General features: G+C 39.5%; 13 protein-coding genes and 1 other annotated feature. All 13 genes read left to right on the top strand.

Going from position 1 to position 14,856, the window contains the following annotated elements:
• Positions 1-572 precede the first annotated feature (572 nt).
• The 13 genes from ACVIJU_RS01430 (at position 573) to cysS (ending at position 14,854) form a co-directional block, all read left to right on the top strand.
• Positions 573-1,247, top strand: a complete 675-nt coding sequence (locus ACVIJU_RS01430) for an MgtC/SapB family protein (RefSeq protein ID WP_232515631.1) — start codon at positions 573-575, stop codon at positions 1,245-1,247.
• Between the two features lie 240 nt (positions 1,248-1,487).
• A complete protein-coding gene (locus ACVIJU_RS01425; protein WP_063387474.1) occupies positions 1,488-1,949 on the top strand; it encodes a CtsR family transcriptional regulator in 462 nt (153 codons plus the stop codon).
• 14 nt (positions 1,950-1,963) lie between these two features.
• On the top strand, positions 1,964-2,512 hold the full coding sequence (locus ACVIJU_RS01420; RefSeq protein ID WP_063387128.1) for a UvrB/UvrC motif-containing protein: 549 nt from the start codon (positions 1,964-1,966) through the stop codon (positions 2,510-2,512).
• Between the two features lies 1 nt (position 2,513).
• Positions 2,514-3,602, top strand: coding sequence for a protein arginine kinase (locus ACVIJU_RS01415; protein WP_063387129.1), 1,089 nt, complete (start codon positions 2,514-2,516; stop codon positions 3,600-3,602).
• Positions 3,599-6,034, top strand: a complete 2,436-nt coding sequence (gene clpC, locus ACVIJU_RS01410) for an ATP-dependent protease ATP-binding subunit ClpC (protein WP_063387130.1) — start codon at positions 3,599-3,601, stop codon at positions 6,032-6,034. Before ACVIJU_RS01415 ends, clpC begins: the two co-directional genes overlap by 4 nt.
• Positions 6,035-6,117: 83 nt before the next feature.
• Complete coding sequence (gene radA / locus ACVIJU_RS01405; RefSeq protein ID WP_063387131.1) at positions 6,118-7,494, top strand: DNA repair protein RadA; 1,377 nt, start codon at positions 6,118-6,120, stop codon at positions 7,492-7,494.
• Between the two features lie 2 nt (positions 7,495-7,496).
• Entirely contained in the window at positions 7,497-8,558 is a 1,062-nt protein-coding gene (disA, locus tag ACVIJU_RS01400) for a DNA integrity scanning diadenylate cyclase DisA (protein WP_063387132.1), read from the top strand.
• Between the two features lie 99 nt (positions 8,559-8,657).
• Entirely contained in the window at positions 8,658-9,752 is a 1,095-nt protein-coding gene (locus ACVIJU_RS01395; RefSeq protein ID WP_063387133.1) for a PIN/TRAM domain-containing protein, read from the top strand.
• 15 nt (positions 9,753-9,767) lie between these two features.
• Positions 9,768-10,460, top strand: coding sequence for a 2-C-methyl-D-erythritol 4-phosphate cytidylyltransferase (gene ispD, locus ACVIJU_RS01390; protein WP_063387134.1), 693 nt, complete (start codon positions 9,768-9,770; stop codon positions 10,458-10,460).
• Positions 10,457-10,936: a 2-C-methyl-D-erythritol 2,4-cyclodiphosphate synthase gene (gene ispF / locus ACVIJU_RS01385; RefSeq protein WP_063387135.1), complete on the top strand. Its 480-nt coding sequence runs from the start codon at positions 10,457-10,459 to the stop codon at positions 10,934-10,936. Before ispD ends, ispF begins: the two co-directional genes overlap by 4 nt.
• A 71-nt stretch (positions 10,937-11,007) precedes the next feature.
• On the top strand, positions 11,008-12,468 hold the full coding sequence (gene gltX, locus ACVIJU_RS01380) for a glutamate--tRNA ligase (protein WP_063387136.1): 1,461 nt from the start codon (positions 11,008-11,010) through the stop codon (positions 12,466-12,468).
• Between the two features lie 42 nt (positions 12,469-12,510).
• Positions 12,511-12,744 (top strand) — a binding site (T-box leader).
• A gap of 35 nt (positions 12,745-12,779) precedes the next feature.
• Entirely contained in the window at positions 12,780-13,460 is a 681-nt protein-coding gene (gene cysE, locus ACVIJU_RS01375) for a serine O-acetyltransferase (RefSeq protein ID WP_327863047.1), read from the top strand.
• Positions 13,457-14,854, top strand: coding sequence for a cysteine--tRNA ligase (gene cysS, locus ACVIJU_RS01370; protein WP_339198292.1), 1,398 nt, complete (start codon positions 13,457-13,459; stop codon positions 14,852-14,854). Before cysE ends, cysS begins: the two co-directional genes overlap by 4 nt.
• The last annotated feature ends 2 nt before the right edge of the window (positions 14,855-14,856 follow it).

Raw genomic sequence — 14,856 nt, 5'->3', positions numbered from 1 at the left:
TGCTGTTACAAAAACATCTTTAATTGATTTGAATGATGCAAACCGTTTTAATTAATCTGAGAAAAGCGATGGAGGCGAGATTTGCTTATCCTTGTAAAAAAGTATGGACGAAACAATTATTCACTGCATGTGATTTGACAAGCTCAAGCCTCTTTTATCCTCTTGTAAATGGAAATATACAACAAACAGACAAAACAGCTTAAAACAGAACGAACAAAAACGACAAATTTACGAACAACTAAGAGCTCGCTTCTTCTGAAGATTCTCCGCATCTATTGAAATCAAGCTCGCTTTCTTTAAAACCTTCAATCGGAGTATAATTAATTGATCGTTACAAGAAACATAAACTGTTCCATTCTTGAAGCATATGAGCAGTGAAAGCTTCGTTTGATTTTAAAGCCAGCTCTAAAAGTGCTTTTTTGTTTCATATCATTCTTAGTCTCATACTCAAGAACAATTGAATATTGAGCACTGTTCATCGCATATAATGGGAAAGTATAATACTGTATCATTTCAAAATTCATATATGGCCAAAACAGAAAAAGTCATTTGGATAGTAAGGAGGAATGATAATGCCTGAGGAATGGCAAATTATGTTGATTCGCATTGTTTTAGCAGTCATTTTAAGTGGATTTATTGGCCTTGAACGAGAATTTAAACGGCATCCAGCAGGCTTTCGCACGCATTTGTTAGTTGGTGTCGGCTCCTGCATGATGATGTTGCTGTCTCTTTATGGCTTTGAAGAATATATGGATCGTTATGAAAATATTCGTTTTGACCCAGCAAGAATTCCTTCTTATGTCATTAGCGGCATTGGTTTTTTAGGTGCTGGAACGATATTAGTGAGAGGGGTTACGGTAAGAGGATTAACGACGGCAGCCTCGATTTGGGTTGTTGCAGGACTTGGCCTTGTCGTTGGGGCAGGAATGTATCCGTTGGCGATTTTTTCTACCTTGATTGTATTGTTGAGTTTGATCTTTCTCAATAAGGTGGAGGCTTTTTTTGCTGAGAAGTCAAGCAAAAAATGGATACAAGTTAGTCTTCCAGAAGATGATTTGGTGGAATTTACTCGGAAACTTGAACAATTAAATATTTCTGTTTATAAAATTCATTTTACATTGTCAAAGCCAAAAGAAACTAAACATGCGAAGCGTTCATATTTACTTGAAATTGGCCTTCCAAAAGATGAAATGCCTGAAATCATAAACGAATTATTGAAATTTCAAGAAGTTAAAAAAGTTTTTTAAAGAGCGGGTTTTTCCATATTGTAAATGGCAATATTATTAGTGAGCTTTTTTGTTGAAATGACACAAAAAAAAATTTATATTATAATTAAGGTCAAATATAGTCAAAGTCAAGTGACTAGTTGTTATCGTTTAGGAAATAAGCATTACGTAAACATCTTGCCTCCTATCCCTCAAGGATATTGCACATTTCTTGAGCGTTTTGCAATTCCGATCAAAAAGTTGAAGGAGGTGTTTTTCGAGGTGCGGAATATATCTGATATTATCGAGCAATATTTAAAGCATGTATTAGATTCAAGCGGAAAAGAAATTGTTGAAATTAAAAGAAGTGAAATTGCGGATAAATTTCAATGTGTTCCATCGCAAATCAATTACGTGATCAACACTCGTTTTACAATTGAACGGGGTTACATTGTCGAAAGCAAAAGGGGTGGAGGCGGTTATATCCGAATTATGAAAATTCGAATCAATGACCGTATCCAGTTGATCAATCAAATTTTAAATGCCATTGGTAAAAGGCTGTCACAATCGTCGGCGGAGGATATTATTTTGAGATTGGCTGATGAAGAGGTTATTTCAGAAAGAGAAGCGAAAATTATGTTGAGCGTAATTGATCGGTCTGTTTTATATATTGATTTGCCTGATCGAGACGAATTGAGGGCAAGGATGATGAAGGCGATGCTCACCTCGTTAAAATACAAGTGAGGATGTGATGGACGATGATTTGTCAAGAATGTCATGAAAGGCCCGCTACTTTCCACTTTACAAAAATCATCAACGGTGAAAAGACTGAAGTGCATATATGTGAAAAATGTGCACAGGAAAAAAGTGATGTATTCATATTCAATATGAATCCAGGCTTTTCTATAAACAACTTATTGTCCGGATTATTAAATATGGACAGCGCCATTAGCAGCCAAGGGCAAAATGTTTTCAAGAAAAATCAGGTCATTCAATGTGAGAAATGTAATATGACGTTTGATCAATTTACAAAAATTGGCAAATTCGGGTGCTCCCATTGTTACAAAACATTTTATCACCAAATTACTCCGATTTTAAAACGTGTTCATGGCGGGAATACAACTCACGGCGGTAAAGTGCCGAAACGGACCGGTGGAAGTATTCATTTGAAAAAGCGCCTGAAAATGCTTAAACAGGAACTGCAAGAATTAATTGCGAAAGAGGAATTCGAAAGAGCAGCTCAAGTTCGGGATGAAATTCGGTCCATTGAAGCGAAGATAAATGGACGGAACGAAAGGGGAGTATGACATGTCCTTTCAAAAATTTATTCGTTCAGCCATGAGCCCTTGGATGAATCAAGAAGGACCTGATTCCGATATTGTGCTGAGCAGCCGAGTCAGATTGGCGCGAAATATAGAAAATATCAGCTTCCCTACCATTATGTCGAATGAAGAAGCCTTGGCTGTTTTAAATACATTTGAAGAATCATTTTCACAAAGAGTGTTTGACGGTTTAGGGACATTCGTGCTGCTGAAAATGAATGAACTTCAGCCTATTCAAAAACGCGTACTTGTAGAGAAGCATTTGATTAGTCCTTATTTAATGGAAGAATCAGCACTTGGAGGGTGCCTTTTATCTGAAAACGAAGAAGTGAGCATTATGATAAACGAGGAGGATCATATTAGAATTCAATGTTTGTTCCCGGGCCTTCAGCTAAAAGAAGCGTTGAAAATGGCAATGAATCTTGACGATTGGATTGAGGAAAAAGTTGATTATGCATTTGATGAACATAGGGGCTACTTAACTAGCTGTCCAACAAATGTCGGTACCGGCTTGCGGGCTTCCGTGATGATGCACCTTCCAGGACTTGTCTTAACACAGCAGATTAACCAAATTATACCTGCTATCAATCAATTAGGATTGGTTGTGAGAGGTCGGTACGGAGAAGGAAGTGAAGCGATAGGTAATATATTCCAAATTTCGAACCAAATTACGCTAGGCAAATCAGAAGATGATATTGTCGATGATTTAATAGGTGTTGTCGGGCAATTAATTGCTCAAGAACGGGCTGCAAGAGATGCTTTATATAAAACGAATCCGCATCATCTAGAAGACCGTGTATATCGTTCCTATGGCACTCTCAAATACAGCAGAATTATTCCATCGAAAGAAGCAATTCAATGTTTATCAGATGTGCGCTTAGGAATTGACCTAGGGATTATTCAAAATGTTCCACGCAGTGTTTTAAATGAGCTTATGATTTTAATTCAGCCCGGATTTCTGCAACAATATTCAGGAGGAGTTCTACGGCCGAATGAACGGGATATTCGCAGGGCAACATTAATTCGTGAAAGGCTTCAATTAGAAAGGAAGCAAAGGGAGGATGATGAACAATGATGTTTGGGAGATTTACGGAACGGGCGCAAAAAGTGCTTGCTTTAGCGCAGGAAGAAGCTGTACGACTCGGACATAACAATATCGGCACAGAGCACATATTGCTTGGGCTCGTGCGCGAAGGAGAAGGAATTGCCGCTAAAGCGCTTCACGCTCTAGGATTAAGTCCAGAAAAAATTCAAAATGAAGTGGAAAGCCTGATAGGACGGGGGCAAGAAATTTCACAAACGATCCATTACACACCGAGAGCAAAGAAAGTCATTGAACTGTCAATGGATGAAGCAAGAAAATTAGGACATTCTTATGTCGGAACAGAACATATCCTATTGGGATTAATTCGAGAAGGCGAGGGAGTTGCTGCGCGTGTTTTAAACAATCTCGGAGTAAGCTTGAACAAAGCGCGTCAGCAAGTTTTACAGTTGTTAGGCAGCAATGAAGTATCCTCAAGCCACCAAGGAAGTTCGATGACAAACGCAAATACTCCGACGCTTGATAGTCTTGCGCGGGACTTAACGGCTGTTGCACGGGAGGGCGGACTTGATCCAGTCATCGGCCGAAGCAAAGAAATTCAGCGTGTCATCGAGGTTTTGAGCCGAAGAACAAAAAATAATCCTGTCTTAATAGGTGAACCTGGTGTTGGGAAAACTGCCATAGCAGAGGGACTTGCTCAGCAAATTGTGAATAATGAGGTTCCTGAAATTTTGAGAGATAAGCGCGTTATGACCCTTGATATGGGAACAGTTGTAGCTGGCACAAAATATAGAGGGGAATTTGAGGACCGCCTTAAAAAGGTAATGGATGAAATTCGCCAAGCAGGAAACATCATTTTATTTATTGACGAGCTTCATACACTGATCGGCGCAGGCGGGGCGGAAGGTGCAATTGATGCTTCCAACATTTTAAAACCTGCTTTGGCTCGGGGAGAATTGCAATGTATTGGGGCAACAACTTTGGATGAATACCGTAAATATATTGAAAAGGATGCTGCACTTGAACGGCGCTTCCAGCCAATCCAAGTCGACGAACCGTCCATTGAAGAGAGCATTCAAATTTTAAGAGGCTTAAGAGACCGATATGAAGCACACCACCGGGTATCCATTTCCGATGAGGCGATTGAAGCTGCTGTTAAACTTTCAGATCGGTATATTTCCGATCGGTTCCTGCCTGATAAAGCGATTGACTTGATTGATGAAGCAGGCTCCAAAGTCCGTCTTCGTTCATTTGCAACACCTCCGAATTTAAAGGAATTGGAGCAAAAATTAGAAGAAGTGCGAAAAGAAAAAGAAGCTGCAGTCCAAAGCCAAGAATTTGAAAAAGCAGCTTCATTAAGAGATACAGAGCAGCGGCTCAGAGAGGAATTAGAGGAAACGAAAAAATCATGGAAGGAAAAACAAGGTCAAGAAAATTCTGAAGTGACCGTAGAGGATATTGCAATGGTTGTTTCAAGCTGGACGGGAATTCCGGTTGTTAAACTTGCCCAAACAGAATCAGAGCGGCTTTTGAATCTCGAAGAAATTTTACACTCGCGCGTTATTGGTCAAGAAGAAGCTGTCACTGCAGTCGCAAAAGCTGTCAGACGGGCACGTGCAGGCTTAAAAGATCCGAAGCGTCCGATCGGTTCATTTATCTTCTTAGGACCGACAGGTGTAGGGAAAACGGAATTAGCCCGTGCATTAGCTGAAGCAATGTTTGGTGACGAAGATGCTATGATTCGAATCGATATGTCAGAATATATGGAGAAGCATTCTACGTCAAGGCTCGTTGGTTCGCCTCCTGGATATGTAGGCTATGAAGAGGGAGGACAATTGACGGAAAAAGTGCGCCGCAAGCCATACTCAGTCGTATTATTGGATGAAATTGAAAAAGCTCATCCAGATGTGTTTAACATTTTGCTGCAGGTGCTTGAAGACGGAAGACTCACAGACTCAAAAGGGCGCACCGTTGATTTTCGAAATACGATTTTAATTATGACTTCAAATGTAGGGGCAAGCGAATTAAAACGGAATAAATATGTCGGCTTTAATGTTCAAGACGAAAATGAAAATTATAAAGATATGAAAAACAAAGTGATGGATGAACTGAAAAAAGCATTTCGTCCTGAATTTTTGAACCGGATTGACGAAATTATTGTGTTCCACTCTTTAGAGAAAAAACATTTGAAAGAAATTGTTTCGCTGATGGCGGATCAGCTGACAAAACGATTAAAAGAACAGGATATAGAACTCGAATTAACGGATCGTGCAAAAGAAAAGCTGGCTGAAGAGGGCTTTGACTTAGAATATGGAGCGCGTCCGTTGCGGAGAGCGATTCAAAAATATGTCGAAGATCGCTTATCAGAGGAATTATTGAAAGGTACGATCTCGCAAGGTCAAAAAGTTGTATTGGATGTGCAAAATAATGAATTTGTCGTAAAAACTGCAGAAAAGGTTCAATAATCCAATGGGCATACTGCTTCACGTATGCCCCTCTCTTTCATTCTATTGTCGTTTATCGATTGAACAAAGTGGGGAATAACCGAATGTCAAAGATCAAATCAAAATATATTTGTCAATCGTGCGGATATGAATCGCCGAAATGGATGGGAAAATGTCCAGGGTGCGGCGCATGGAATTCAATGGTTGAAGAAGTTATCAAGCCAAAGGGAAAACACCGCATTGCTTTTAGTCATTCCGAATCATCCACTGTCAGCAAACCTTCTCCAATTCATCAAATCCAAGCTGCGCAAGAACCTAGAATGCTTACAGGACTTCATGAGTTTAACCGCGTATTGGGAGGCGGAATTGTAAAAGGGTCTCTCGTTTTAATTGGAGGGGATCCTGGAATTGGAAAATCCACTCTCTTATTGCAAGTCTCCTCGCAGCTGGCAGAGAGAGGGAACGATGTTTTATACATTTCGGGAGAAGAATCTTTAAAACAGACAAAGCTTCGCTCCGACCGACTCGGGGTAAAAGGCGAAAGACTATTCGTGCTTTCTGAAACGGACTTAGAAATCATTATTCAATCCATATTGGAAACTGAACCGGCTTTTGTCATCATTGATTCCATTCAAACGATTTATAACAGTGAAATTGCTTCTGCTCCTGGAAGCGTATCTCAGGTTCGAGAGTGTACGGCTGAATTAATGAGATTGGCAAAAACAAAGGGAATTCCAATTTTTATTGTCGGCCATGTAACAAAAGACGGCACAATTGCAGGGCCGCGCATTTTAGAACATATGGTTGATACTGTATTGTATTTTGAAGGTGACCGGCACCATACGTACCGAATTTTACGGGCAGTTAAAAACAGGTTCGGATCCACTAACGAAATAGGAATTTTTGAAATGAAGGAAGCAGGTCTGAAAGAAGTGCTCAACCCGTCAGAAGTGTTTTTAGAAGAGCGTGCAAAAGGTGCATCTGGTTCAACAGTAGTCGCCTCTATGGAAGGGACTAGACCTGTTCTAGTCGAAATACAAGCTTTAATCACCCCGACAAGCTTTGGAAACCCCAGAAGGATGGCAAATGGGATTGATCATAATCGTGTTTCTTTGTTGATGGCGGTATTGGAAAAACGTGTTGGTTTATTGCTCCAAAACCAAGATGCCTACTTAAAAGTTGCCGGCGGGGTGAAATTAGACGAGCCTTCAATTGACTTGGCAATTTGCATCAGTATAGCCTCAAGCTTTAAAGATGTTCCGACGAATATTTATGATGTTTTTGTCGGTGAGGTTGGTTTAACAGGAGAAATTAGAAGGGTTTCACGAATTGAACAGCGTGTACAAGAAGCTGCCAAGCTGGGATTTAAGCGGATCTTTTTACCGAAAGCCAATCTGGGCGGTTGGAAATGTCCGGAAGATATAGAAATTATCGGTGTGCAAAACATTTCAGAAGCGCTCGAACTTGCAATAGGGGGATAGCTATGAAACAAGAGAAATCGCTTAAGGAAATCTTGCAATTTGTAGCCCCAGGCACACCAATCCGGGAAGGAATTGAAAACGTGCTGCGCGCAAAGACCGGGGGGCTAATTGTTGTAGGATTTAACGAAAAAATCAAACAAATTGTAGACGGGGGATTTTATATCAATTGCCCTTTTTCCCCCGCCTATTTATATGAACTTGCTAAAATGGATGGGGCTATTATTTTAAGTGACTCAGGGCAAAAAATTTTATACGCAAACGCACAGCTCGTTCCGGATACGAGCATAGAGGTAAGAGAAACAGGCATGAGGCATAGAACAGCTGAACGAGTAGCAAAGCAAACAGGAAATCTCGTGATTGCTATTTCTGAAAGAAGAAATGTCATCACATTATATTTTGGCAATTCCCGCTATGCTTTGAGGGATATCGGCGTCATTTTGACGAAGGCCAATCAAGCGTTGAGGACGTTGGAAAAGTATAAATCCGCCACTGACCAGTCCATTAATAATTTAGGATCTTTAGAGTTTGAAGATTTAGTCACGATCGATGAAGTGATCCAAGTTTTACATAGAATCGAAATGGTGCTGCGAATTAAGAGTGAAATTATTAATTATATTTACGAACTCGGTACAGAAGGGCAGCTGATTCAGCTTCAGATGACCGAGCTTTTAGCAGATATTGAAAAAGAAGCGGCTATGCTTATCAAAGATTACAGCATGGAGCGGCTGAATGATCCGATTCCTATATTAAAGGAGCTGCAAGAATTGTCCAGCTCTGCATTATTAGATGATGCGGTTTTATTGAAGCTGCTCGGATATCCCCATTTTACCAATATGAATGAACCTGTTGTTCCTCGAGGTTACCGGTTTTTGCATAAAATACCAAAGCTTCCTTCCGTTATTATTGAAAATTTAGTGACAACCTTTGAAAATTTGAAACAAATTGCAAATGCTACCGTAGAAAAGCTTGATGAAGTGGAAGGAATAGGTGAAGTTAGGGCGAGGAAAATTAAGGAAGGATTAAGGCGCCTCCAAGATCAGTATAACATTGCAAGGGAGCTCTAACACATCCTTTACAGTAATTTATCAATATTTTTACAATCCTTGTTTTTAGATGTTTGAAAGGTTTGAAAGTGTATATAATGAAATAAAGGAGGTGGAGGTATGTTAAAACGAATTGTTCAAATATTTTTCTTTTTTGTTGGCGGAACGTTAGGTGTTTTGTTTATACCGGAATTATTATTTCTCTTAAATCTTGATGATGTTCCATTTCTGATGACACCATATACATTGGCGATATTAGGTGCAATTTTATTTTATATAACCTCCTTCTGGCTAGTGGATTATGTGGTGAATTGGATAAAATTTATAGAAGAGAAATTAGTGAAAGCTCCGGTTACGGATGTATTATTTGGCAGTTTAGGATTAATTTTTGGTCTGATTATTGCTTATTTGATTGGAATTTCATTATCTGAACTTCCATACCCAATTATCAATAACATTGTTCCGATCTTTTTAACCATAATTTTAGGATATTTAGGTTTTCAAATCGGATATAAAAAGCGCGACGAACTGTTGAACTTGTTTTCGATTACAGCAAGAATCAGCAAGAAGAAAGCCTCTCAAGAAGAAGAGGAAAATGTTGAAAAGAAAAGCTTAAAAATATTAGATACAAGTGTTATTATAGATGGCAGGATTGCAGATATTTGTCAAACAGGTTTTTTAGAAGGGACCATTATTATTCCTCAATTTGTGTTGGAGGAACTTCAGCATATAGCGGATTCTTCAGATGTGCTAAAAAGAAATCGAGGAAGAAGAGGTCTGGATATTTTAAATAAAATCCAAAAAGAGCTGGACATTAAAGTGGAAATATGGGAAGGCGACTTCGAAGATATACAAGAAGTCGACAGCAAGCTTGTAAAACTGGCAAAAATCATTCAAGGCGTTGTGGTCACAAACGATTTCAATTTAAATAAAGTATGTGAGCTCCAAAACGTCTCTGTTTTGAACATCAACGATTTAGCCAATGCGGTAAAACCGATTGTACTACCAGGGGAAGAGTTAAATGTCCAAGTAATTAAGGATGGAAAAGAGCATAACCAAGGTGTTGCTTATCTTGATGATGGCACGATGATTGTTGTCGAGGACGGAAGGGACTATATCGGGAAAAATATTGATATTCTCGTTACAAGCGTTCTTCAAACATCTGCCGGACGAATGATTTTTGCAAAGCCAAAGCTGCTGGAAAAAGCATTGTAATAAGGGAGAAAGAAGATGGAATATCGGGTTGTCATACCAGCTGCAGGGCAAGGGAAAAGAATGAGGGCAGGAAAAAATAAACAGTTTATCAAACTTAATTCTTTACCTGTGATTGTTCATACTTTAATGGTGTTTGAAAAAGATCCTCAATGCACCGAAATTGTTCTAGTCATAAACGAGAAAGAGCGTGAAGAATTTCTTTCTTTACTGAAAAAATATAAAATAAAAAAAGTGCAAAAACTAGTTCCCGGAGGACAGGAACGCCAATATAGTGTTTACAACGGGTTAAAAGCTGTTGAAGAAGATGGTATAATATTAATTCACGACGGTGCAAGGCCTTTCATTCGCAGGGAAACCATTCATCAGCTTGTTGAAAAGGCTCATTTAGAGGGCGCAGCGGTCGTAGCCGTTCCTGTAAAGGATACTGTGAAAAGGGTTCGCAATATGGAAGTCATTGATACTGTTGAACGTTCTAGCTTGTGGGCAGTTCAAACGCCACAAGCTTTTCGTCTTTCCATCGTATTAAAAGCTCATGAAGCGGCCAATAGGGATCAATTTGTAGGAACAGACGATGCAAGTCTTGTAGAAAGAATTGGCGAAAAAGTTTGTATTGTACATGGGGATTATTCAAATATAAAGCTTACAACCCCTGAAGATTTGATTTTTGCCCGTGCGATTTTAGAGAGTGAAAGAGGGGAAAGGGAATGATTCGGATTGGACAAGGTTTTGATGTTCATCAGCTTGTGGAAGGAAAACCGCTTGTGATCGGTGGAGTCAACATTCCTTATGAAAAAGGATTGCTTGGACATTCTGATGCTGATGTTCTTCTTCATGCATTGACAGATGCCTGCTTGGGAGCGATTGGAGAAGGAGATATCGGCAAGCATTTTCCTGATACGGATCCTGCATATAAAGATATTGACTCGGCGAAATTGCTTCAAGAGGTATGGAACTTGGTAAAGGAGAAAGGCTATATATTAGGCAATGCGGATTGTACAATTATTGCTCAAAAACCAAAAATGGCGCCTTACATCCATCAAATGCGTACTAGAATTGCGGAGCTCTTGGAGGCTGAACTTGACCAAGTGAATGTTAAAGCAACGACGACGGAGGAGCTTGGGTTTACAGGACGCGGGGAAGGAATCGCTGCACAGTCAATCGTTTTATTGCAAAAGAAAAAGTAATCTTTGAACATCAATGGTTTGGTGGTACAATATTTTAAAGAATTACGGTTTGATTATTGGAGGGACAAAATATGGCTGACAACGGAATACGGGTTCGCTATGCACCGAGTCCGACGGGGCATTTACATATTGGAAACGCACGCACTGCATTATTTAATTATTTGTTCGCTAGAAGCCAAAATGGGAAATTTATTATCCGAATTGAAGATACCGATCAAAAGCGGAATATCGAAGGAGGAGAACAAAGCCAGCTTTTTTATTTAAAATGGCTTGGAATTGATTGGGACGAAAGCATAGACAAGGGCGGAGATTACGGTCCTTATCGACAATCGGAGCGGACAAGCATTTATAAAAAATATTATGAAGAGCTCTTGGAAAGAGACTTGGCGTATAAATGTTATTGTACGGAAGAGGAGCTTGAAAACGAGCGTCAAGCGCAAATCGATCGCGGTGAAATGCCAAGATATTCAGGGAAATGCGCGCACCTTTCTAAAGAACAGCAAGAGGCACTCGAAAAAGAAGGACGGAAACCAAGCATTCGTTTCCGGGTTCCAAAAGGAAAAATATATAAATGGAACGATATCGTAAAAGGAGATATTTCTTTTGAGTCCGATGATTTTGGGGATTTTGTCATCGTGAAAAAAGACGGAACACCGACTTATAATTTTGCCGTCGCCGTCGACGATCATTTAATGGAAATCAGTCATGTGTTGCGCGGAGAAGACCATATCTCCAATACACCGAAGCAAATGATGATTTATGAAGCTTTTGGATGGGAGCCGCCTGTTTTTGGTCATATGACGTTAATCGTCAATGAAAACAGAAAAAAATTAAGCAAGCGTGATGAGAGCATCATTCAATTTATTGAACAATATGCTGAATTAGGGTATTTGCCTGAAGCGCTCTTTAATTTTATCGGTTTGTTAGGATGGTCTCCTGTTGGGGAAGAAGAGATTTTCAGCAAAGAAGAGTTTATTAAAATTTTTGATCCAAACCGATTATCAAAATCACCTGCTGTTTTCGATACACTGAAATTAAAATGGATGAACAATCAGTACATGAAAAAGCTTGATCTCGAAAAAGTAGTCGACCTTTCGCTGCCCCACCTTGTAAAAGCCGGGCGCATCAGTGAAAATATGTCAGAAGATGAAAGAGATTGGGTGCAACGTCTCATTTCCCTGTATCAAGAGCAAATGAGCTACGGTGCAGAAATTGTCGAATTAAGCGAAATGTTTTTTAAGGAAGAGATAGAGATCGATGAAGAAGGAAAGCTTGTGCTTCAAGAAGAACAAGTTCCTTCCGTGTTAAGCGCATTTTTGGAAGAAGTGAAAGCAATTCAAGATTTCAAAGCAGATGAAATCAAAAAAGCGATTAAGTCAGTTCAAAAGGCGACAGGTCAAAAGGGGAAAAAATTGTTCATGCCGATTCGCGTTGCGACGACCGGGCAGACACACGGTCCTGAGCTGCCGCTTGCCCTTGAGCTCTTAGGAAAAGAAAAGATTATCACAAGGCTGGAAAAAGCACTAGATTAACTTTTTAAAAAAATTGTAATATAGTATTGATGAACAGATGACGGAAAAACGTTGAGAAGGAGAAGTAAGAAAGCAAACGGCTTTTCAGAGAGAACCTCCTTTGGCTGAAAGAGGTTTAAGCACGCGCTTTCTGAAATGCCCCTTCGAGTCTTTTGTCGAAACCAGCGGGAGTAGACAAAAGCGGAGACTCACCGTTATAAGAGTTAAAGTTGAGGGAAAAGAAAAGCTATACTTTTCCCTAAACAGAGTGGAACCGCGCTTATTTGCGTCTCTGTATCTACAGAGGCGCATTTCTTTTTCAGTAGGGTATTATGATTACTTTTTATGGGAGGGAGAAAAATATGTGGAAAATATTAAAAGAAGATGTGGAAGTCGTTTTTGACCAAGACCCTGCTGCGAGATCTTATTTAGAAGTGATCTTAACTTATTCAGGCCTTCACGCCATATGGGCTCATCGGTTGGCGCATGCGTTTTACAAACGGAAATTATACTTTATCGCCAGGGTCATTTCGCAAATAAGCCGCTTTTTCACGGGAATTGAAATCCACCCTGGTGCCAAAATCGGTCGTCGTTTTTTCATCGATCATGGCATGGGTGTCGTTATTGGCGAGACTTGTGAAATTGGCGATAATGTTACTGTATATCAAGGAGTTACATTAGGCGGAACAGGTAAAGAAAAGGGGAAACGGCATCCTACCATCAAAAATAATGTTCTCATTGCAGCTGGCGCGAAGGTATTAGGATCTATTACGATTGGAGAAAACTCGAAAATTGGCGCAGGTTCCGTCGTTTTGCGCGATGTTCCGGATAATTCGACTGTTGTAGGCATTCCGGGGAGAGTTGTTGTGCAAAACGGGAAAAAGGTGAGAAAAGATTTAAATCATAGAGATTTGCCGGATCCTATTTCAGATAAATTCAAAGAGCTTGAAAAAGAAATAGGAAAATTAAAGGCAGAATTAGATAATCTGAAAAAAAAGGAGGGCGTTCAATGAGTATCAAAATTTATAATACATTATCCAGGAAAAAGGAAGAATTTATTCCTTTAGAGGACAACAAGGTAAAGATGTATGTTTGCGGTCCTACCGTTTACAACTATATTCACATCGGAAATGCTAGACCAGCCATTGTATATGATACAGTTCGTCGATATTTGGAGTACAGAGGGTACGATGTGAAATATGTGTCGAATTTTACCGATGTGGATGATAAATTGATTAAAGCTGCAAATGATTTGGGCGAAACGGTTCCGGAGATTGCAGAACGATTTATTAAGGCCTATTTTTCTGATATTGATGCACTGGGATGCAAAAGAGCGGATGTTCATCCTCGTGTGACGGAAAATATGGAGACAATCATTGAATTCATCCAAGCTCTCATTGACAAAAATTATGCCTATGAAGTCGACGGAGATGTGTATTATAAAACACGGTATTTTAAGGAATACGGAAAGCTTTCGCATCAATCAATAGATGAGCTTCATGCCGGTGCCAGAATACAAATTGGCGAAAAAAAGAGAGATCCGCTTGATTTTGCACTTTGGAAAGCAGCAAAAGAAGGGGAAATTTCATGGGATAGCCCTTGGGGAAAAGGACGTCCTGGATGGCATATTGAATGCTCCGCAATGGCAAGAAAATATTTAGGGGATACAATTGATATTCATGCAGGCGGCCAAGATTTAACTTTTCCGCATCATGAAAATGAGATCGCACAATCCGAAGCGCTTACCGGCAAACCTTTTGCGAAATATTGGATGCATAACGGTTATATTAATATCAACAATGAGAAGATGTCTAAATCACTTGGCAATTTTATTCTTGTTCAAGATGTTTTAAAGCAGTATGACCCACAAGTATTTCGATTTTTTATGCTATCTGTACACTACCGACATCCTATCAATTATTCGAAAGAACTTTTGGATAGTACAAAAAACGGATTGGAAAGAATCCGCACCTCATATATCAATTTAAAGCATCGTCTGGAAAGTAGTGCGAATCTCACTAATGATGATGAAAAATGGCTGGAAGAAATCAGCCGGCTAAAGAAGGAATTTATTCATGAAATGGACGACGATTTCAATACGGCGAATGCTATATCTGTCATTTTCGATTTAGTGAAAAATGCAAACTATTATTTGGAAAGAAAAAACACCTCCGAAAAAGTAATTAAGGCGTTTTTGCAGCTATTTAATGAATTTGGCGATGTATTAGGTTTGACATTTGATGTTCAAGAGCTGCTGGACGAAGACATTGAAAGGCTGATAAACGAGCGAAATCAAGCTAGAAAAGAAAGAAATTTTGCTTTAGCCGACAAAATTCGAGATCAGCTCAAGGAAATGAACATTATATTGGAAGATACGCCTCAAGGAACAAGGTGGAAAAGAGGATAAAT

This window comes from Aeribacillus sp. SP014, assembly GCF_054055575.1.
This window is presented reverse-complemented; position numbering and strand designations above follow the sequence as displayed.